Annotated in this window: 16 protein-coding genes and 1 tRNA gene; 9 read left to right on the forward strand and 8 right to left on the reverse strand. The window is 66.6% G+C overall.

The genetic code is table 11. From position 1 onward, the window contains the following. The 4 genes from yidC to rpmH all read right to left on the reverse strand — a co-directional run. Positions 1 to 926: membrane protein insertase YidC (yidC, locus tag ACWDU1_RS11700; RefSeq protein ID WP_449997824.1), on the reverse strand; the 926-nt coding region annotated here is incomplete at its 3' end. A 4-nt stretch (positions 927 to 930) separates the two neighbouring features. Then, positions 931 to 1,275: a membrane protein insertion efficiency factor YidD gene (yidD, locus tag ACWDU1_RS11705; RefSeq protein ID WP_449997826.1), complete on the reverse strand. Its 345-nt coding sequence runs from the start codon at positions 1,273 to 1,275 to the stop codon at positions 931 to 933. Further along, positions 1,272 to 1,676: a ribonuclease P protein component gene (rnpA, locus tag ACWDU1_RS11710; protein WP_449997827.1), complete on the reverse strand. Its 405-nt coding sequence runs from the start codon at positions 1,674 to 1,676 to the stop codon at positions 1,272 to 1,274. The genes yidD and rnpA overlap by 4 nt, the downstream gene beginning before the upstream one ends. A 105-nt stretch (positions 1,677 to 1,781) precedes the next feature. Further along, a complete protein-coding gene (gene rpmH, locus ACWDU1_RS11715; protein ID WP_058854877.1) occupies positions 1,782 to 1,925 on the reverse strand; it encodes a 50S ribosomal protein L34 in 144 nt (47 codons plus the stop codon). Positions 1,926 to 2,534: 609 nt separating this feature from the next. Here rpmH and dnaA point away from each other — a divergent pair. The 8 genes from dnaA to ACWDU1_RS11755 all read left to right on the forward strand — a co-directional run bounded on the left by dnaA (position 2,535) and on the right by ACWDU1_RS11755 (position 16,050). Further along, entirely contained in the window at positions 2,535 to 4,739 is a 2,205-nt protein-coding gene (dnaA, locus tag ACWDU1_RS11720) for a chromosomal replication initiator protein DnaA (protein ID WP_449997828.1), read from the forward strand. Between the two features lie 1,482 nt (positions 4,740 to 6,221). Then, complete coding sequence (gene dnaN, locus ACWDU1_RS11725; protein ID WP_449997830.1) at positions 6,222 to 7,397, forward strand: DNA polymerase III subunit beta; 1,176 nt, start codon at positions 6,222 to 6,224, stop codon at positions 7,395 to 7,397. 188 nt (positions 7,398 to 7,585) lie between these two features. Then, positions 7,586 to 8,803 (forward strand): DNA replication/repair protein RecF, encoded by a 1,218-nt coding sequence (recF, locus tag ACWDU1_RS11730; RefSeq protein ID WP_449997832.1) that lies wholly within the window; start codon positions 7,586 to 7,588, stop codon positions 8,801 to 8,803. Between the two features lie 355 nt (positions 8,804 to 9,158). Further along, the gene (locus tag ACWDU1_RS11735) at positions 9,159 to 9,731 is read left to right on the forward strand and encodes a DUF721 family protein (RefSeq protein WP_449997834.1); all 573 of its coding nucleotides are present in this window, start codon (positions 9,159 to 9,161) and stop codon (positions 9,729 to 9,731) included. 305 nt (positions 9,732 to 10,036) lie between these two features. Then, positions 10,037 to 12,082: a DNA topoisomerase (ATP-hydrolyzing) subunit B gene (gene gyrB / locus ACWDU1_RS11740; protein ID WP_449997836.1), complete on the forward strand. Its 2,046-nt coding sequence runs from the start codon at positions 10,037 to 10,039 to the stop codon at positions 12,080 to 12,082. Between the two features lie 93 nt (positions 12,083 to 12,175). Next, the gene (gene gyrA / locus ACWDU1_RS11745) at positions 12,176 to 14,677 is read left to right on the forward strand and encodes a DNA gyrase subunit A (protein WP_449997838.1); all 2,502 of its coding nucleotides are present in this window, start codon (positions 12,176 to 12,178) and stop codon (positions 14,675 to 14,677) included. Between the two features lie 39 nt (positions 14,678 to 14,716). Then, positions 14,717 to 15,808, forward strand: a complete 1,092-nt coding sequence (locus ACWDU1_RS11750) for a DUF3566 domain-containing protein (RefSeq protein WP_449997840.1) — start codon at positions 14,717 to 14,719, stop codon at positions 15,806 to 15,808. Positions 15,809 to 15,976: 168 nt separating this feature from the next. Beyond that, positions 15,977 to 16,050, forward strand: a tRNA-Ile gene (locus ACWDU1_RS11755). 114 nt (positions 16,051 to 16,164) lie between these two features. Here ACWDU1_RS11755 and ACWDU1_RS11760 read toward each other — a convergent pair. The 4 genes from ACWDU1_RS11760 to ACWDU1_RS11775 are packed head-to-tail and all read right to left on the reverse strand — an operon-like array spanning position 16,165 to position 19,720. Beyond that, entirely contained in the window at positions 16,165 to 17,376 is a 1,212-nt protein-coding gene (locus tag ACWDU1_RS11760; protein WP_449997841.1) for a tyrosine-type recombinase/integrase, read from the reverse strand. 3 nt (positions 17,377 to 17,379) lie between these two features. Continuing rightward, complete coding sequence (locus tag ACWDU1_RS11765; RefSeq protein ID WP_449997842.1) at positions 17,380 to 17,595, reverse strand: helix-turn-helix domain-containing protein; 216 nt, start codon at positions 17,593 to 17,595, stop codon at positions 17,380 to 17,382. Between the two features lie 14 nt (positions 17,596 to 17,609). Beyond that, positions 17,610 to 19,325: a replication initiator gene (locus tag ACWDU1_RS11770; RefSeq protein WP_449997848.1), complete on the reverse strand. Its 1,716-nt coding sequence runs from the start codon at positions 19,323 to 19,325 to the stop codon at positions 17,610 to 17,612. Continuing rightward, positions 19,325 to 19,720: a hypothetical protein gene (locus ACWDU1_RS11775; RefSeq protein WP_449997844.1), complete on the reverse strand. Its 396-nt coding sequence runs from the start codon at positions 19,718 to 19,720 to the stop codon at positions 19,325 to 19,327. The genes ACWDU1_RS11770 and ACWDU1_RS11775 overlap by 1 nt, the downstream gene beginning before the upstream one ends. A 166-nt stretch (positions 19,721 to 19,886) precedes the next feature. Here ACWDU1_RS11775 and ACWDU1_RS11780 point away from each other — a divergent pair, with 166 nt between their 5' ends. Beyond that, positions 19,887 to 20,744, forward strand: coding sequence for an AAA family ATPase (locus ACWDU1_RS11780; RefSeq protein ID WP_449997846.1), 858 nt, complete (start codon positions 19,887 to 19,889; stop codon positions 20,742 to 20,744). The last annotated feature ends 115 nt before the right edge of the window (positions 20,745 to 20,859 follow it).

Consider the following 20,859-nt stretch of genomic DNA (forward strand, 5'->3'; position numbering starts at 1 on the left):
GGGCACCGACGATACTGGTGACCGTGCGCGCGTGGTTCCATGCTGTCCAAGTCGACAGGAACGCCTGCCATTCGCGTGCGGCATCGGCCATCTTCTTCCTTCGCCATCCGGCCGAAGACGAGATGCTGCTGACCGTAGGTCCAGATGTTGTTGGAGACCCAGTAGAGCAGGATGGCGATCGGCAGGAACGGACCACCGATCAGCACGCCGAACGGGAACACCCACAGCGCCAGTTTGTTCATCAGCGCGGCCTGCGGGTTGGCCGCGGCCTCGGGGGTCTGCCGGGCGACGGAGGCGCGGGCATTGAAGTGGGTTGCGATCGCGGCGATGACCATCAACGGGATGGCGACGGCAGCGATGCTGATCTTGCTGGGCACGCCGCCGTAGTCCGCGAAGGCCTGCAGTTCGTCCACCGGGGCGGTGATGAAGGCCGAGATCGGCGCGCCGAAGATACGAGCGCTCAGGAACGACTGCACATCGTCGGCATTGAAGACGTAGTTCGGGGTATGAGCGTTGGTATAGGGATCCATACCGAGCTGCCCGAATCCGTGGCCGGTCCGGTTGAACGACCGCAGCACGTGGAACAGACCGAGGAAGACCGGCACCTGCGCCAGGATCGGCAGGCAGCCCATGAGCGGATTGAAGCCGTGGTCCTTCTGCAGCTTCTGCATCTCGGTCGCCATCTTCTGGCGGTCGTTCTTGTATTTCTTCTGCAGCTCCTTGATCTGAGGCTGCAGCTCCTGCATCTGCTTGGTGGTCCGGACCTGTCTCACGAAGGGCCGATAAAGCACCAGGCGCAGCGTGAAGACGAGGAACACCACGGACAGCGCCCAGGACAGACCGTTGTCCGCTCCGAAGGCGAAGCCGAAGACCCGGTGCCAGAACCACAGGATCCAGGACACCGGATAGTAGATGAAATCGAGCACGGCTCTATGCACTCCCGTCGGTAGTGTCACCGATCACCGCATGCGGTGATCCCTTACAAGCTTCGGTCCGCGGATCGTCGTGGCCGACGTTGCGCCGCCGCTCCGGTACGGGATCCCATCCACCAGGGTGCCAGGGTGCGCATTTGGCCAGCCGGGCGGCCGTCAATCCGAGGCCGATCACCAGCCCCCGGGTACGCAGCGCGGTGACCGCGTACTCACTACAGGTGGGAGTGAACCGGCAGACCGGCATCCGGGTGGGGGAGACATAGGTCCGGTACAGCTCGATCAGAAAGATCAGAATATTCGCGGGCCAGCGGGCGGACGCGAGGCGACGGCCACGCGGGCTCATCGCGAGGCACCCGCGTCGGCGGGCGAGCCCGCGGAATGGACGCCGAGTTTCCGGAGGCCGCTGCGCAGCTGACGGCGGAGCTCGTCGCTGTCGGCGGCAGCGGAGCCCGGCAGTGCGCGAATCACGATATCCACTTCGGCAGGGACCTCCGCGGTCAGCTCGGCGCAGATATGGCGCAGGCGGCGGGCCACACGGTGACGTACTACCGCGGGACCCACCGCCTTGCTGACAATCAACCCGAAACGCGGGCCACCGAACCGGACCGCTCCGGCCCCCGTCTCGGGGTCGGGCGTATCGGCCGCCACATGGACGACCAGATCCTGCTTTCCTGCGCGCCGGCCGCGGCGTACCGTCCGGGAGAAATCGGCACGTCGACGCAGCCGGTGCGGCTCAGGAAGCACCCGGAGATCCCGGGACGGGGAGAGCCGCCGGCCGGAACGAACAGCCGGCGGCGTGGGCCACGGGGTTCGGCGAACCGGGCATCGGGCACCGAATACGACGGGCGATCAGGCGGTGAGGGTGCCGCGGCCCTTGCGGCGCCGCGCGGAGACGATGGCGCGGCCCGCACGGGTCCGCATCCGGAGACGGAAACCGTGGACCCGCGCCCGACGACGGTTGTTCGGCTGGAACGTCCGCTTGCCCTTGGCCACGGTGAACACTCCTCGAATTGGTGGGCACCCGGCGGCGCCCGAAGCTTTCAATGATTCTGGTGATGTTGTCGCCCGGCTCGGCGCCGCGGTCCTGGCGAACGGTCAGCACAGAACGGTCACCACGCCGAGGGGTGACTGTACGAGGGTACTTATCCAGTTCTACCGGGTCAAACTCGCCCCCCGTCGCGGCGATCCGCCCGGGAGCCGGGCCGCGCCGGTGATTCATGAGCGGTGGCGATCATCACCGGCTGCGCCTCCGGGCCCGGAGAGCGCAGGTTCTACGACCGCCACCGGGCCCTGCGCACCGCGCGACCAGAACGGCGGTCCGCCTGGATTGTGCACATCTGTGGATAATTATGTGGAAATACCCTGTGAATGGCATATTCGTAGGGCCGACGGCGCCATGCCGCAGGCCGGGAAATCGGGGATTCCCGGCAGCGCCCCGCGGGCGCCGTACCCGTCGCAGCGCCCCCGGGCGCCGTATCCGGCGGATGCGGCGGCTTCCCTCGGGCGTACGTATGCGGTGTCGCTGAAACGAACCAGTACAGTAGACGCACCGCGAGCCCCGGACGTCTGCGCCGAGCAACCGACTCCCGGGGAGGACACTGGATGGACGACGAGCAGAACGTACTGGCCACCGTGTGGCCGACGGTGGTCGCGGAGCTGACCACCGGTTCGTCCGATGGTGCCATCGCCGCGGTGACCCGAGCCCAGCAGGCCTGGCTCAAACTCGTCAAACCGCTGATGGTGGTCCAGGGATTCGCGCTGCTCTCCGTGCCGTCCTCGCTCGCCCAGGAAGCGATCGAACGCGATCTGCGCGAACCCATTCTCCGCTCGCTGGGCCGGCGACTCGGTCCCCAGGTGGAGGGTCTCGGTGTCCGCATCGCGGCGCCGGTGCCCGCCGCGGCCGACAGCGGGCCACCTCGGCACGCGCGCATGACCAGCCGTCCCGATACCGCCCCCCGGCCGGATCAGGCCGGCCCCGCTCGCCCCGGCCCGGTACCGTCCCCGGTTCCGACCGGACCTCCGCGATCTTCCTGGCCGGCCGACGCACCCCGCGATTCCGACGGCGGCGAGTATCCCGCCCGCGGCTATCAACAAGATCCGGGTTTCCCGCGTAACCCGCCGGGCGACGCCCGCTATCCACGCGAGGAGTTCTCCCACGAGGCGGAACTTCCGCTGACCGGCGATCTGCCGCGCAACCCCACCCATCCGCGTCCACCCGAACCGGCAGGCCCCGAGCATTCCCGGCGGCCGGCGCTGCCCGAACTTCCGCAGGGTGTGCAGTTCGCGGACGCACCGCCGGTCCGGGGCGGCGACGGTCCGGCACCATACGCGGCGCCGCGACCGTATCCCCGGGAATACGCGCCCGCCGCCGAATACACCCGCGAACCCGGATACGAGCGGGACCGCGAGTATCCACCCGCCGAATACCGTGAGGCCTATCCCGCGGGCCGGTCCGATATCGCGGAACCGGCGGGTGGCCGCGAGCGGCCCATCGCGCCTGTTCGTGATTCGGGGCCCGAGCCGGCCGCGATCCTGCCACCGCGCCGCACGAGCCGCCCGGCGCAGGACACCCTGTTCGCAGCCGACCTCCCGGCCTCCGACCCCGCGGGGCACGATCCGCGCCGGGACAGCGACCGCGACAGCCTCCGGGAGAGCGTGCGGGATTCCGGGATCGAACCGGTCGACGACGACCACGAGGACGAGAAGGTGGTGAACGTCCGGGATTCCTGGCCCACGTTCTTCGCCAAACCGACCGAAACCGCCGACCCCGCCAAATCGTCGGCGAGCCTGAACGCGAAGTACACCTTCGAAACCTTCGTCATCGGCGCTTCCAACCGCTTCGCGCACGCGGCCGCCGTCGCGATCGCCGAGGCGCCGGCGCGGGCCTACAACCCACTGTTCGTATGGGGTGCGTCCGGACTCGGCAAAACCCATCTGCTCCATGCCGCCGGGCACTACGCCCAGCGGCTGTTCCCTGGGATGCGGGTCAAGTACGTCTCGACCGAGGAATTCACCAACGACTTCATCAACAGTTTGCGCGACGACCGGAAGGTGGCGTTCAAACGCCGCTACCGGGAGACCGACATCCTGCTGGTCGACGACATCCAGTTCATCGAGGGCAAAGAAGGTATCCAGGAGGAGTTCTTCCACACCTTCAACACCCTGCACAACGCGAACAAGCAGATCGTGGTGTCCTCCGATCGCCCGCCCAAGCAGCTGGCGACCCTGGAGGAGCGGCTGCGTACCCGGTTCGAGTGGGGTCTGATCACCGATGTACAGCCACCGGAGCTGGAGACCCGGATCGCGATCCTGCGCAAGAAGGCGCGAATGGATCGCCTGGATGTGCCACACGATGTTCTCGAACTCATCGCGAGCCGGGTGGAACGTAATATCCGTGAGCTCGAGGGCGCACTGATCCGCGTCACCGCGTTCGCCTCGCTCAACGGTCAGCCGTTGGATCAGTCGGTGGCCGAGGTCGTGCTGCGCGATCTGATGCCCGAATCACAGGATGTCGAGATCACCGCCTCGACGATCATGGGCGTCACCGCGGAGTACTTCAACACCTCGATGGAGGAGCTGACCGGGCCGGGTAAGGCGCGGCCGCTCGCCCAGGCCCGCCAGATCGCCATGTATCTGTGCCGGGAGCTCACCGACCTTTCGCTGCCCAAGATCGGCCAGGCCTTCGGCCGCGATCACACGACGGTCATGTACGCGGAGAAGAAGGTCCGCAAGGAGATGTCGGAGCGGCGTCGCGTCTACGACCAGGTCCAGGAACTGACCGCGCGTATCAAACAGCGGTCCCGGTAACCGATCCGGATCCTCACGGTGTGGCCCGGCGTCATCGCACGCCGGGCCACACCGCTGTTTCCTGTCGTTCCGGCGCACGCTGCCCCCGCACAACCGGTCGCCGGGCGTCGCCCTCACACCGCTCGCGTCCGTCGCGGTGCCGCTCCGCGACGTAGTACTCCGCATCGGAACGGCCGGGGCCGAATCAGGCAGCGGCGTCCCCTACCGGTCGGATCCGGACCGGCCCTGAAATCGGTCCCTGCCGGCTCTGGACGGTGCGCGGTGAGTCCTGCCGGGTGCAGGCGACCGCGGGACCGACCGGCGCCATCCGGTGCGACCGAGCACCCGCCGAACCGCGTCGCAATGCGCTAGGGCCGCAATCGCGTTGGCGAAACAGGCCGGCCACCCGCCGGGCCGGACGGCGACCGGAACAGGTCTCCCCGAATCCATTCACAAGTATTTCGCTAACAGCCTGTGGATGCTCTGAGCAGGTCATTTACACCAGTTATCCCTGTGGATTCCACAGGTTGTCCACTGGTTCCTCCACAGTCTCCGCCCCATGCTGTCGAGATCTTGTCCACAGCAACGTTATCCACAGTTTCCACAGGCCATTTCATCCACATGCGCTGATCAGGGGCGATGCGGTCAGAGGCATGGGGACAACCTGTGGAATCCCTGGGGAATCCTCGAGGAATCCACAGGTTATCCCCGGATTCGTACACAGTGTGCACAACAGCCCGAAAACTGGGGAGGGAACTGGGGATGAACTGTGGAGGCAGTGTGGACAACCGACCCTGTCCACAGCCGGGCCCGATCCATCCTCGAGTTATCCCAGGACGGTCCACAGGCAGACACGCGCTGTGAACAGGGGAAACAGGGGAAATCCACAGTTTCCACAGGGCCTATTACTACTCCTGTTCTTCCCCTAGAGAATTTCTCTTCAAAACAGGAGGTGTGGACAAGCCGGGAAACGGACCGCACGACTCGACCCGCTCCCGGAGGACGAACAAGGAGAAGAGGGGAAGCAGTCCGGATGCGCGACGCGCGTTCGTCCCGGAGTCTCGGTCCATGCCACCGGAGTGATCTGCACCGGCACGCGATCGCCCACCCTCACCCGTCGGACCGCGACGGTGAGCACCTGCCGACTTGTCCACACCGTCGGTCCGGGACGACTGGGGATACCTCGCGCGGACCGCCTCCGGCGCGTTGTCCACAGTCATCCCCACAGCGGTCGTTCCTCGGATGAGCCCTGCGGCTCCGAGTGGGTAGCGCTGGTCGGTCCGGCCCCGGAGGACGTATCCTCCTCACGGAGGGGCGGCCGACCCGGCGACCGGAAACCGGGTACGGTCTGATGTCGGTCGCATGTGCCAGACTTCTCGGGCGATCGAGCCGGTTCACCGATCGCGCGGTCGCCGCATCGGCGGAGCAGGAGTAGGCGCAGCCGGATACACGGGGGCAGTACGGCCACCGATCCACACTGAACGGGAGAGGACACCTCGGGCGATGGACCTTGCAGGCATGAAGTTTCGGGTCGCGCGTGAGGACTTCGCGGAATCGGTCGCCTGGGTGGCGCGCAGTCTGCCGTCCCGCCCGCCGGTCCCGGTGCTCGGCGGAGTCCTGCTGGTCGCGGACGAGGACGGTCTGACGGTTTCCGGGTTCGACTACGAGGTCTCTGCGCAGATGCGGGTCGCCGCGGAGGTCGCCGGTCCGGGCAAGGTGCTGGTTTCCGGGAAGCTGCTCGCCGATATCACCAAAGCGCTGTCGAACAAGCCGGTGGACGTCTCGCTCGACGGCAGCCGGGTGCTCATCCAGTGCGGAAGTGCCAAGTTCTCGCTGCCGACCATGCCGGTCGAGGACTATCCCCAACTGCCCGAGGTACCGCAGTCCAGCGGGGAACTACAGGTCGATGTGTTCGCCGAGGCGGTCGGCCAGGTCGCCGTTGCCGCAGGTCGCGACGATACGCTGCCCATGCTGACCGGTATCCGGGTCGAGATCGAGGGTCCGCAGGTCGTGCTGGCCGCCACCGACCGGTTCCGGCTCGCGGTCCGCCATATCCAGTGGCAGCCGGCGCGCACCGATATCGAGACAGCTGTCCTCATCCCGGCCCGTACCCTCTCCGAATCCGCCAAGACCCTCGGCGCCTCGGACCGGCCCGTGCAGCTGTCCCTGGGGTCGGGCGCGGGCGCCGACGGGCTGCTGGGGATCGTGAACGGCGGCCGCCGCACCACGACCCGGCTGCTCGATGCCGAATTCCCGAAATTCCGGCAGCTGCTGCCGAAGGAACACACCTCCATCGCCACGCTCGAGGTCGCCTCGCTCACCGAGGCCATCAAACGTGTCGCCCTGGTGGCCGAGCGGGGCGCCCAGGTGCGGCTGGAGTTCTCCGCGGAGGGACTTCTGCTCTCGGCCGGCGGGGACGACGCCGGCCGGGCCGAGGAGTGGCTCACCGCCGATTTCCGGGGTGAACCGCTCACCATCGCCTTCAACCCCGGATACCTCATCGACGGGCTCTCCGCGCTGCGCTCGGACCGGGTGACGTTCGGTTTCACGACCCCCAGCCGTCCGGCGGTGCTGCTGCCCGCCGCCGAGGAAGCCCCGGAACCGCTCGAGACCGGGTCCTACCCCGCCCTGGAAAGCGATTACATCTACCTGTTGATGCCGGTCCGGCTTCCGGGCTGAGCCCGTGGGCCCGGCGGCAGTACCGATCCGGAGGCCGGGACCCTTCGGCTCCGGTCCGGATGATCCCATGGCACGCGGTCGGGCGCGGGGGAGCGATATCGCCGCAAACTCGCGCGCCGACCTGCGCAATCCAAAGTTATCCACAGCTGTGGATAACTCGGTGGTGATGTTGCGGGCGGTGTGAACAGGTGCATATCCGTGCTCTGACCTTGCGTGACTTCCGTTCCTGGGAGCATGCGGAGATCGAGTTATCCACAGGCCCTACAGTTTTCCTCGGTGCCAACGGCAACGGTAAGACCAACCTGCTCGAGGCGCTCGGCTACCTCTCCACACTCGGTTCACACCGCGTTTCCAGTGATGCGCCGCTGGTCCGAACCGGCGCCGAACGCGCCCGGATCGGCGCGAACGTGGTGCATCTGGGCCGCGAACTGCGGATCGATGTGGAGCTGAACCGCGGTGTGGCCAACCGGGCGCAGATCAACCGCTCACCTGTACGCCGCCCGCGCGAGATCCTGGGCATCCTGCACACCGTGCTGTTCGCACCGGAGGACCTGGCCCTGGTCCGCGGTGATCCGAGCGAACGGCGCCGCTTCCTCGACGAGCTGTGCACCGCGCGCCGCCCGAGCCTGGCCGGTGTCCGCGCCGACTACGACCGGGTCCTGCGGCAGCGATCGGCCCTGCTGAAAACGGCCGGCCGTTCGGGCCGGGCCGAACTCGGCACGCTGGACGTATGGGACGGTCACCTGGCCGCCCACGCGTCCGTGCTGCTGGCCGAGCGGCTGCGCCTGGTGCACGAACTGCATCCGCATCTGGCGCACGCCTACGCCTCGCTGGCGCCCGGATCACGTCCCGCCGCCATCGGATACCGCAGCGCCGCGCTCCCGGACGAACTGCTCGATCCGGTGCGGGAGCCCGAACCGGGTGATACCGCCGTGCTCGAGGAAACGCTGCTCCGCGAACTCGCCGCGGCCCGGCCCAGGGAACTGGAACGCGGAGTCTGCACGGTGGGACCGCACCGCGACGATCTGGAACTGATGCTCGGCGAGACGCCCGCCAAGGGGTTCGCCAGCCATGGGGAGTCCTGGTCGTTCGCACTCGCCCTTCGACTGGCCGCCTTCGAACTGTTGCGGGCCGCGGGTACCGAACCGGTACTGCTGCTCGACGACGTCTTCGCCGAACTGGACCGCCGCCGCCGGACCGCGCTGGCGGCTGTGGCCGCGGCGGCGGAACAGGTACTGGTCACCGCGGCCGTCCCCGAAGATGTTCCAGAGGAACTCGCCGGAGCCACACTGCGGGTCATGACCGTCGGTGATCCCGAACACCGCATCTCACGGTTGTCCACTGCTCCGGCGCAGGCCGCGCCGGGTCCCGGGGACGGCGCGTCGGCCGCTTTCCCCGGCGAATAACCGGCACCTCGGACACGCGGTGGTTTCCGTCTTGCATGCGGGCCGGGCCGTTCGTAGAGTGAGCCGATACGTCGGGCCGTTATCCCGCCCGGCAAGTAGCGCACAGTTATCCACACCCTGTGGATAACTTGTTCCCCCAGGTCGTCGGCCCGAATCCGGGCAGCGGCCCGGTGCGCTCGCCGGAGCCCGGTGCCGAACCTCGTAAAACCTGGTCTGATCTGGGATTTTCCCCTTTATCGCCGGGTGTACCCGTGATGGCGGGCCGCGGCGCCGAAGTGCAGTCCTCGGATGTGCACAACCTGAGGAAAACCGGTCGACCCTGGGGATAACTCGAACCGGTGAGTGGAGCGCGACCATGACCGATCAGCCCGGAACACCCGGCGGCACGCCGTCGCCCGGCGAATCCGAGCCGCCGGAGCTACGCGGAGTCGACCTTGCCCGCCGTGCGCTGGAGGAGGCCCGGGCGGCCGCGCGGGCGAGCGGCAAATCCGTGGGACAGGGCCGTTCGTCGCCGCGCCGTGGACAGCGGGCCGGGCGCCGGCGCAGCGGCTGGTCCGGTCCGCGCCCGGACGATCGGGACCCGCAGCCGCTGTCCAAGCTCGCGACCTCCATCGCCCGCAGCCGCGGCTGGTCCGCCAAGGTGGCCGAGGGCACCGTGTTCGGCCATTGGGCCGGAGTGGTCGGTGAGGACATCGCCGCTCACGCGACTCCGGTGAAACTCGAAAACGGTGTGCTGAGCGTGGCCGCCGAATCCACCGCGTGGGCGACCCAGCTGCGATTGCTCCAGTCCCAGCTACTGGCGAAGATCGCCGCGGCCGTCGGTCCCGGCGTCGTCCGGTCCCTGCGTATCGCCGGTCCCACCGCGCCGAGCTGGCGTAAGGGGCAGCGCCACGTCCGCGGTCGCGGTCCGCGCGACACCTACGGATAGGGTCCGGTTTCACGTGGAACCGGGCGGGTTCGCGGGGGTGTGCCTCAGTGAACTCTCAGGCCGAATCTGATGGTCCGAAATCGTCCGGGCCGCGAGGGGACCCGTGGCGGGTCGATTTCTCCCATCCTGGAAGCCGTCAGGGGTGTCGCAGATGCACTGTAAGTTGGGCTGCCAAGTAAGATGGAATAGTAATTCAGCGGCGATACCTTCGGCGCGCTGTGCGAAGCCCTCGATCGGTTCCGGGCCCCACGCGTGCTGTCCCACCGCCGTCCCGGGGACCAGCAAGTAAGGAGAGCTACCGACCAGTGGCTGCCAAAGACTCCAAAGCATCGGGTTCGAGCGCATCGGACAAGCAGGACTACGGTGCCTCCTCCATCAAGGTCCTCGAAGGTCTCGAGGCGGTGCGGATGCGCCCGGGTATGTACATCGGTTCCACCGGTGAACGCGGCCTGCACCACCTGATCTGGGAGGTCGTGGACAACTCGGTCGACGAGGCGATGGCCGGTCACGCCACCCGGGTGGAGGTCACACTCCTCGCCGACGGTGGCGTCCAGGTCGTCGACGACGGCCGCGGTATCCCCGTGGCGATGCACGCCCAGGGCATCCCGACCATCGAGGTCGTCATGACCCAGCTGCACGCCGGCGGCAAGTTCGACTCCGATTCCTACGCTGTCTCCGGCGGCCTGCACGGCGTCGGTATCTCGGTGGTGAACGCGCTGTCCAGCCGGCTCGAGGCCGAAGTGGACACCGACGGGTACCACTGGAGCCAGACCTACAAGGACGCCGTCCCGGGCCAGCTGATCCAGGGTGATGCGACCAAGGCCACCGGCACCACCATCCGGTTCTGGGCCGATCCGGCCGTTTTCGAGACCACCACCTACAACTTCGAGACCGTATCCCGGCGGTTGCAGGAGATGGCCTTCCTGAACAAGGGCCTGACCATCGTGCTGACCGACGAGCGCGTCAGCGATACCGAGATCACCGACGAGGTGGTCAGCGATACCGCCGAGGCGCCCAAGCACGACGAGGGCGGTGAGAAGCCCGCGGCCACGCAGAAGGTGAAGACCCGGACCTACCACTACCCGGGCGGTCTCGAGGATTTCGTCCGGCATATCAACCGGACCAAGCAGCCGATCCACAACTCGGTGGTGGCATTCAACGGCAAGGGCACTGGGCACGAGCTCGAGGTCGCCATGCAGTGGAATTCCGGCTACTCCGAGTCGGTGCACACCTTCGCCAACACCATCAACACCCATGAGGGCGGTACGCACGAAGAGGGTTTCCGCGCGGCGCTGACCACGGTGGTCAACCGGTACGCGAAGGAGAAGAAGCTCCTCAAGGAGAAGGACGGCAATCTCACCGGCGACGATATCCGCGAGGGTTTGGCCGCCATCGTGAGCGTGAAGGTGAGCGAACCACAGTTCGAGGGCCAGACCAAGACCAAGCTGGGCAACACCGAGGTCAAGGGGTTCGTGCAGCGCGCCTGCAACGAGCACCTCGCGCACTGGTTCGAGGCCAATCCCGCCGATGCCAAGACCATCGTCAACAAGGCGGTGTCCTCGGCGCAGGCCCGGGTCGCCGCCCGTAAGGCGCGTGAGCTGGTCCGGCGTAAGAGCGCGACCGATATCGGCGGCCTGCCGGGCAAGCTGGCCGACTGCCGGTCCAAGGATCCGAGCAAATCCGAGATCTACATCGTCGAGGGTGATTCGGCCGGTGGTTCGGCCAAGTCCGGTCGCGATTCGATGTACCAGGCGATCCTGCCGCTGCGCGGCAAGATCATCAACGTCGAGAAGGCGCGGATCGACAAGGTCCTCAAGAACGCCGAGGTCCAGTCGATCATCACCGCCTTCGGCACCGGTATCCACGACGAGTTCGATATCGCCAAACTGCGGTATCACAAGATCGTGCTGATGGCCGACGCCGATGTCGACGGCCAGCACATCTCCACGCTGCTGCTGACCCTGCTGTTCCGCTTCATGCGCCCGCTCGTCGAGCAGGGGCATGTATTCCTGGCGCAGCCGCCGCTGTACAAGCTGAAGTGGCATCGCGTCGATCCCGAGTTCGCCTACTCCGACCGGGAGCGTGACGGACTGCTCGAGGCGGGTCTGGCGGCCGGTAAGAAGATCAACAAGGACGACGGTATCCAGCGGTACAAAGGTCTGGGCGAGATGAACCCGAAGGAGCTGTGGGAGACCACCATGGACCCCTCGGTGCGTGTACTACGCCAGGTCACGCTGGACGACGCGGCCGCCGCGGACGAGCTGTTCAGCGTTCTGATGGGCGAGGACGTCGCGGCGCGCCGCAGCTTCATCACCCGTAATGCCAAGGACGTCCGCTTCCTCGACGTGTAGGAGCGGTGTCGCGCCCGCGGCGCGCCGGCGCTCTGTGATAGTGCGAGCGCGCGCGGGTGAGCCACCGTCAACCGTCAGTACCTAGGAGATTGCATGACCGACACCACCCTGCCGCCGGAGAGCGCGGGCGACCGGATCGAGCCGGTCGATATCCAGCAGGAGATGCAGAACAGCTACATCGATTACGCGATGAGCGTGATCGTGGGCCGTGCGCTGCCCGAGGTGCGCGACGGCCTCAAGCCCGTGCACCGCCGGATCCTGTACGCGATGCACGACAACGGCTACCGGCCCGACCGCAGCTATGTGAAGTCGGCCCGCCCGGTGGCCGACACCATGGGTAACTACCACCCGCACGGCGACTCGGCCATCTACGACACCCTGGTGCGGATGGCCCAGCCGTGGGCGATGCGGTATCCGCTGGTCGACGGGCAGGGCAACTTCGGCAGCCGCGGTAACGACGGCGCCGCCGCCATGCGTTACACCGAATGCCGGCTCACCCCGCTGGCCATGGAGCTGCTGCGCGAGATCGATCACGACACGGTCGATTTCATCCCCAACTACGACGGTAAGACCCAGGAACCGGTCGTCCTGCCCAGCCGGGTGCCGAACATGCTGATGAACGGCAGCAACGGCATCGCGGTCGGCATGGCCACCAATATCCCGCCGCACAACCTCAACGAGCTGGCCGAGGCCATCTACTGGGCGCTGGACAATCACGACGCCGACGAGGAATCCACCCTCGCCGCCTGCATGGAGCGGGTCAAGGGCCCGGATTTCCCGACCGCCGGCCTCATCGTCGGGACCCAGGGCATCCACGATGCCTACACCACCGGCCGCGGCTCCATCCGGATGCGCGGTGTGGTGGAGATCGAAGAGGACGCCCGCGGCCGCACCACGATCGTCATCACCGGGCTGCCCTACCAGGTCAACACGGACAACTTCATCAACGCGATCGCCGAACAGGTCAAGGACGGCCGGATCGCCGGAGTGTCCGATATCCACGACGAATCGTCGGACCGGGTGGGCCTGCGCATCGTGGTCACGGTCAAGCGTGACGCGATCGCCAAGGTGGTGCTGAACAACCTCTACAAGCACACCCAGCTGCAGACCAGTTTCGGCGCCAACATGCTCTCCATCGTGGAGGGCGTACCGCGCACCCTGCGCCTGGATCAGATGATCCGGCTGTATGTGAACCATCAGCTGGAAGTCATCGTCCGGCGCACCCGCTACCTGCTCCGCAAGGCCGAGGAACGCGCCCATATCCTGCGCGGCCTGGTCAAGGCGCTGGATATGCTCGACCAGGTCATCGCGCTGATCCGCGGTTCGGCCAATACCGACACCGCGCGCACCGGCCTGATGCAACTGCTCGATATCGACGAAACCCAGGCCACCGCGATCCTGGATATGCAGCTGCGGCGCCTGTCGGCGCTGGAGCGGCAGAAGATCATCGACGAATTGGCCAAGCTCGAGGCCGAGATCGCGGATCTGAAGGACATCCTGGAGAAGCCGGAACGCCAGCGCGCGATCGTGCGCGACGAACTGGCCGAGATCGTGGAGCGCTACGGCGACGACCGGCGCACCCAGATCATCTCCGCCGACGGTGACGTCGCCGACGAGGATCTGATCGCCCGCGAGGACGTCGTCGTCACCATCACCGAGACCGGCTACGCCAAGCGCACCAAGACCGATCTCTACCGCAGCCAGAAGCGCGGCGGTAAGGGTGTCCAGGGCGCGGGGCTCAAGCAGGACGATATCGTCCGCCACTTCTTCGTGACCTCGACCCACGACTGGTTGTTGTTCTTCACGAACAAGGGCCGGGTCTACCGGGCCAAGGCCTACGAATTGCCGGAGGCCAACCGCACCGCCCGCGGTCAGCACGTGGCCAACCTGCTGGCTTTCCAGCCGGACGAGAAGATCGCCCAGGTCATCCGGATCAAATCCTACGAAGACGCCGCCTACCTGGTGCTCGCCACGCAGAAGGGCCTGGTGAAGAAGTCGCGGCTGGTGGACTTCGACTCCAACCGCAGCGGCGGCATCGTCGCGGTGAACCTGCGCGACAACGACGAATTGGTAGGCGCCGTACTCTGTTCGGCCGAGGACGATCTGCTGCTGGTCTCGGCGCAGGGGCAGTCCATCCGGTTCTCCGCCACGGATGAGGCACTGCGTCCGATGGGACGCGCCACGTCGGGTGTGCAGGGTATGCGGTTCAACGCCGAAGATGCCCTACTCTCGCTCAATGTGGTCCGTGACGGAACGTATCTGCTGGTGGCGACCTCGGGTGGTTACGCCAAGCGGACCGCCATCGAGGAGTACACCGCGCAGGGCCGGGGCGGAAAAGGTGTATTGACGATCCAGTTCGATGCCCGGCGTGGCACCCTGGTGGGGGCGCTCATCGTCGACGACGACGACGAGCTGTACGCGATCACGTCCAGCGGAGGGGTTATCCGCACTGCCGCCCGGCAGGTTCGTAAGGCCGGTAGGCAGACCAAGGGCGTGCGATTGATGAACCTCGGCGAGGGCGATACCTTGCTTGCGATCGCACGTAACGCCGACGAGCCCGAACAGATCGACGGTGGCGGTTCCCCCGAACAGTAATCCCATATCGGCGGCAAAGAACGGATCCGAGGATTCCCATTGACCACTCCGAAACAGCCGAGCGACGAGCGGCAGCAGACGAACGGTGTGACCGAGCGGGTCACCCCGTCCCCGATTTCGCCGCGCCCGACGCCGCGGCCGGGCGAGGCCGCGGACAACGAGCAGGCCGGCGGTCAGCAGGGTGCCAACCCCTCCGGTGGTGCACCCACCGGAGGTCCGGCGCCCGAAAACCAGGAGAAGCAGGGAGAATTCGCGTCCGAATCGCGCAATTCACCGGCGGGCCAGCAGAATCCCGGCCCGCAGCAGGGCGGTAACCAGCAGGGCGGCGGCAATCCGGCCGAGCCGGGCGGAAACGGTACGGACGGCGGACGTTTCCAGGAGGGCTGGTCGCAGCTGCCGCAACGCGAACCCCAGTCCAACCTCTCCCGTCCCGGGCATATGCCGGTGGGCGGGGGCCAAGGGCAGCGTGGGGTCGGGCTGAGCGGCGGGGTCACCAACGCGCGGACCACCAGCGATCTGGCGGCCAAGGCGGCGCGTAAGGAAGCGGCCATGGCCAAATCCGTTGGGCTGGACGGTCCCACCCGCAGTATCGCCCGGCCCGAGCTGGTCAAGGATATGCCCGACCTCTCCGAGATCCGGCATCCGCTGCCGCCGGACCAGGCCCCGCACGCATCGCATGCACCGCACGTTCCACATATCCAGCACACGCCACCCCCGGCCCCGCCCGCTCCGCAGGCCCCGCGCGGGCTCCCGCAGGCGGTGCTGGGCGGCGAACCGCTGCGGGCGACCGTACAGGTACGCCGGATCGATCCGTGGTCCACGCTGAAGATCACCCTGGTCATCAGTGTCGCCATGTTCTTCGTCTGGATGATCGCGGTGGCACTGCTGTACATGGTGCTGGCCGGTATGGGTGTCTGGGAGCGGCTCAACAGCACGTTCACCGATATGGTCTCGCCCGACAGCGGATCGGTGGGCCTCATCGACGCCGGTACGGTCTTCGGGTACGCCGGGGTGATCGGGCTCATCAATGTCGTCCTGTTCACCGCCCTGGCCACCGTCGGGACGTTCATCTACAACCAGTGCTGCGATATGGTCGGCGGCATCCAGGTCACTCTGGCCGACCCCGACTAGATCCTGTTCTCTCGCTGACGGCCGGTACCCGGGAATCCGGGTACCGGCCGTCGCGCGTTATCCGTGGGTATACGGCCATGGGTCTTTGACCAGCCGTTTTGGTTCATCCTGGAGCATTCCGGTACAGTCTGTGCTCGGCGGTTGCTTGACATTGAACAGCTGCCCCGCGGGTCTATAGCTCAGGCGGTTAGAGCGCTTCGCTGATAACGAAGAGGTCGGAGGTTCAAGTCCTCCTAGACCCACCCCGTAGAAGAAATCCCCCGGACCAGTGACTTTGGTCGGGGGATTTCTCGTCTCAGCCGATCCCATCCGCCCCGGAATGTCCGCCCGACCGCCGGACGGGGAGCAAACAGGCATCAGCGGGTCTCAGGGCCGCTCTCGTCGCCCATGGACCGGCGCACCGCGTCGTAGTCCTCGGTGAGGCGAATGTAGTACTGCATCGTGGTCGTCGGGTTCTCGTGACCGATCACCACCGCGATCTTGTGCGGCTCCATGCCGTCGTCGGCCAGCCAGGTCCCGAACATATCGCGCAGATCGTGGAACCGGACCCCGCCGTGCTCATGGCGAGCCACCATCTGAACGGCCTGCTCGTACTTGCCGAACACCTCGGAATTCACCTCCCCACCCTGGTCCATCCAGACCGCCTCGAACTTCTCGCCCACCGGGGAGACCTCACCGAGCAGCCCGGCCCGGACCAACGCCGGACGCCAGACCCGGGACCGGAACAACGTCCGCCGCAGCGGCCCACCGGCCTCGTTGGTGAAGATCAGCCCCTGTGGCCCCTGCTGGTACTCACGCAGATAGGCCCGCAGTTCCTCGGCCAGCCAGCCCGGAATGGGCACCGTCCGCCGACCGGCCCGCGACTTCGGAAACGGCTTGAACTCCACATGGCCGGCGACCTCGGTCACGGTGCGCATCACGCGGATCAGCCCCTGATCCAGATCCACCGCGTCGGTGCACAGGCCCGCGACCTCACCCCACCGCAGACCGGCGAACGCCGCGGTTGCCACGAGCACCCGGTACCGCTCCGGCCGGACCGCCGGGAGAAGCTGTTGCCGAACCTCCTCCCGCGACAGCATCCGCTCATCGGTATCGCGGACCCGGCGCTTGGGAATCCGGACCCCGGCCGTGGGATCGGCCGCTATCAGCCTGTTCGCCACTGCCGAACGCATCACCCCCGACATCATCCGCTTCGCCTCGGCCACCGTCGCGCGGGAACGACGCTGCGAGAGCTCCGAAATCCAGGTCTGCACCGACAGGTGATCGACCTTGCCGAGCTGCCAGTTCTCCCACTTCGGGAGCACATGAGTTCGCATGATCGAGGCATCCCGCGCCGTCGTGGTCCGCTCGGTGTTCCACGAGTTCATCCACTGCTCAGCATGGTGGCCGAGCAGGGTCCGGCCCGCGTGGGGCGAGACGTAGGAGCCCTGCGACTTGGAGACCTCCACCTGGGCCAGGAAGGTGTTGGCCTCCTTCTTGGTCCGAAACGTCTTGGACCGCTGCGTACCCGCAGGATCACGCCAGCGCGCCTTCCAGCGGCCCGACGGAGCCTGATCCACCCATCCCATCGGCTACACCGCTTCCGGGAGGTTGTCCGAGGAGTCCAGCCAGGCATGGAACACCGCCCGCGAGATCACCCACCGGCGACCGATCCGCTTCGCCGGAATCACGCCCTCGTTGACGAACTGGTAGGCGATGCCCCGGGACACCCCCAGCAGCACCGCGGCCTCTTCCACGGTGTACGTAGCCGGAGATGCGACACGCCTACTGCCGTTGATCACCTGCATTTTTCTGTCCTTCCTCATGCCGCTACCGGGATTGCCGAACTGTGTTGCTGTGCTGGTGGACCGGCCTCCAGGAGTGCGCGGGTGTACTCGGCGCGCCAGATTTTGCGCCGCGCGATCTCCGACAGGATCAGGTGATCGCGGGGCGGGGCCGAGCGGTCGCCGGGCCGCACGACCGACAGTTTCAGGTGAGAGTTGTCGGGTTTGACGATCCCGACCGAGGCCAGCAGTTGCCGAACGAACTCGGCGCGGTCGGCCTTGTGGTCCGGGAGCGTCTTGTTCGACCACTGGCGCGAGACCAGAACTCGGCGGCCGGGCAGGCCGAGGGTGTCTCGGCGGTGGGCTTTGCCTTTGCAGCGGCCCGGGATGGTCTTCTCGTCCGCGCCTTCGGGGACGATGCCGTAGCGCAGCCAGACCGGGCACCGTTTCGAGCACGGGGTGTGCTGCAACTCGGCGTGCAGGCGGTTGTAGTGGTGGCGGGTCCGGTCGGAGTCGGTGTCCAGGACTTCGGCGATGGACTTGGTGAGGTATTTGGTGACGTAGCCGATCGCGCGGTCGGCTTTTCGGCCGGCAACGTAGCCGCGGATGTCGGCGCGGTCCATCTGATCGCCGAACCGCACCACATGCGCCGGATCGAGATCGTCCACGTCGTCGAGGAGGTCCTGGACGTCATCGAAGGCGAGCAGCGGCGAGCCAGTCGCGGGGTCGAGGAAGGTCATGCGGGTCGGGTCCCAGACCGGGACGATATCGCCGGGGTAGACCTCGCTGGCCCGCTCATGCGGTGGCCACCACACCTGGTGGTAGGTAGCCGCGGTGACCTGGCGGATGATGTCGCGCGACACCGTGCCCCGGATCAGGATGTGCAGATGCGGGGCGCCACGTTTCTGGGGTTCGACCGTGGCGAAGTACTGGATGTTCCAGCCCACCGCGCGGCGCAGGTTCTGGATCCAGCGGTCGAACAACGCGGAGAAGTGCACGATGTCGCGGGCGGCGCGTTCGTAGTCGTAGGAACCCGGGTCCCGGGGTGAACCGTCGCCCACAGTCTCGCCCTTGTCGTTCACGGCACCGTCGCGGTTGATGGCCCCGTAGGAAGGCATGGTGAGGGTGATGAACATCGAGGGCCGATGCCCGGCGTATTCGCGGCCGATGGTGGTCTTTTCGACCTTGAGCCGGGGCAGGTTCGGGGCATCCTGACGACGACGGGTCGAGCGAGCACGCCGCGGCTTCTGCTCCCTATCGAGGGCGGGCAGCCGTCCCCGGAACCCGGAGTCTTTCATCTCGTTGTCGAGGTCGGCCACGACTTCGCGGACCCCGGACATCATGTCCATATCGCCATCGGCCTTGGCGTGCTGGAAGGTCTCGAACAGATCGGCGCGGGCGGCCAGCAGCGCGGTCTGCTGCTCGGTCGGCGGGACCTTCTCGTTCTCCGGTTCGGAGGCGATATGCCAGCCTTCGCGGGACTGGGTGATGCGCAGGAACCGGGCCTTGTCGGCGCAGGCCGGGCACACCGAGGCGATGGTGGCCTTGCAAGGAGCGCCGAGGTATTCCTCGGTGAGGGTCTTGGAGTTGTAGGCCAGCATCGGAATCGGCCGCGCGCAGATATGCTCCTGTTCGGCCAACGACTGGGCGACGTCCCGGAAGTCCGGCAGGCTGCGACGCTGGGCCGCAGTCTGCCGAACCGGACCGCTCGAATCCTCCGGAGAATCATCGAGTTCCACGACGCCCGCTGTCATCAGAACCACTGCTCCGGATCATCGAAGTCGAACACTTCGGAGACCGTGCCGCGATGATCGCGGATCACCTCACGCCCATGCGCCGAGTAACCGATCACCACCGGCGCTCCCTGGCGCACACCCGGGAACTCGATCACCGAACCGGACTTCCCGTTCTCGGCCTCGACCAGGCCCTGAGTGCAGTCACACCGGTTGAGCGCCGTTTCCGGATCCCGGTGACCGCCTACGTACTCACTGCCACCGCAGCGGGTGCAGGTCTCCCACACCGCTCCCGCGTACCAGGCGATGCACCGTGCCTTCTCGCAGTGTCGGCCAAGGCAGTTGATGCACCACCCCGCCGCATTCAACCGAGACGGACGAAGGATGTCCGCTCCCTTAGTCGCCTTGATCTGCATTCCGACCTCCCGACGCTGTGTTGTGCGTTACAGCAACGGTAGCAGTTGCTTCTATCGAGAAGCAAGTACTTTCGTCTAGTAATGTCCAGTAGTGCTATCTGCCCAGCTCAAAGTAGGGGAGCACCTGATACTCTTCGGAAGGCAACTGCTACCCGAAGGAGTAACCGTGGTAAGCCAGCAGACCTCGTCCAATCCGCCGGCACACCTCCGGATCGCTCAGGCCATCCGGAATGACATCGAGTCCGGCCGACTGCGCGATGGCCAACGGCTTCCCACGACACGAGCCCTCGCTCAGGAGTGGCAAGCGAGCCAGCTCACGATCACGAAGGCGATGGAGCAGCTAGCCGCTGATGGCTATATCGCCAGTCACGACCGGTCGGGTCGTGTCGTCACTACCCCAACCTCGCTGGCATTGACGCTGGCTGCGCCGGTACGTCCGATCCGTGCCCAGGTCGTTTACATCGGAGGCTATGCGGGGAGCGGAAAGAGCGAGTTCGCCCGAACTCTGACCCGTGAAACCAGTTGGGCACTCCTCGACAAGGACACGATGGCTCGGCCAATGATCGAGCCTGCGCTCGAAGACCTCGGATCGACCATCGACGACCGGGAATCCGATATCTACCTGACGCACATCCGGCCGAGGGAGTATGACGCCCTCGCGGCCGTCGTGAGAGAGAACATTGAGTGCGGGAACTCGGTCATTGCCGCCGCGCCGTATATCCGCGAGTTCAGTGAGCCATCCTGGCTGGAACGCGCAACCTCCCAGGCCGAAGCGGCTGGAGCGGACGCGACCTTTGTATGGGTCCGGTGTTCGGTCGAGACGATGCTGACGTACCTACGGCGCCGCGGAGCAGCCCGCGATACTTGGAAGCTGACGAACTGGGACAAGTACAGTGCCGGACTGGACACGTCCTTCGCCCTTCCGGTTCACCACGTCATCATCGAGAACGATCCGGACAGCGAGCCCCTGCGCGCCCAGGCTCAGCGGCTGATCGAGTCTCTCCGTCGTGAGCCCACGGCCTGAACGTCGAGAGGTCAACGCCCAGTTCTTCTGTGGGTTGTTGCCGAATTTCGCCATATAGGTTCAAGGGCGACGGCGCTGCGCGCCGCCGCCGCACTACGGCCCGCAGCGGCTGGGC

It is taken from the genome of Nocardia sp. NPDC003345, assembly GCF_053589395.1.

Coding starts and splice junctions, on each gene's coding strand:
- yidD (WP_449997826.1), bottom strand. CDS start 1,275: ATGAGCCCGCGTGGCCGTCGCCTCGCGTCCGCCCGCTGGCCCGCGAAT.
- dnaA (WP_449997828.1), top strand. CDS start 2,535: ATGGACGACGAGCAGAACGTACTGGCCACCGTGTGGCCGACGGTGGTC.
- dnaN (WP_449997830.1), top strand. CDS start 6,222: ATGGACCTTGCAGGCATGAAGTTTCGGGTCGCGCGTGAGGACTTCGCG.
- ACWDU1_RS11735 (WP_449997834.1), top strand. CDS start 9,159: ATGACCGATCAGCCCGGAACACCCGGCGGCACGCCGTCGCCCGGCGAA.
- gyrA (WP_449997838.1), top strand. CDS start 12,176: ATGACCGACACCACCCTGCCGCCGGAGAGCGCGGGCGACCGGATCGAG.
- ACWDU1_RS11760 (WP_449997841.1), bottom strand. CDS start 17,376: ATGGGATGGGTGGATCAGGCTCCGTCGGGCCGCTGGAAGGCGCGCTGG.
- ACWDU1_RS11765 (WP_449997842.1), bottom strand. CDS start 17,595: ATGCAGGTGATCAACGGCAGTAGGCGTGTCGCATCTCCGGCTACGTAC.
- ACWDU1_RS11770 (WP_449997848.1), bottom strand. CDS start 19,325: ATGACAGCGGGCGTCGTGGAACTCGATGATTCTCCGGAGGATTCGAGC.
- ACWDU1_RS11775 (WP_449997844.1), bottom strand. CDS start 19,720: ATGCAGATCAAGGCGACTAAGGGAGCGGACATCCTTCGTCCGTCTCGG.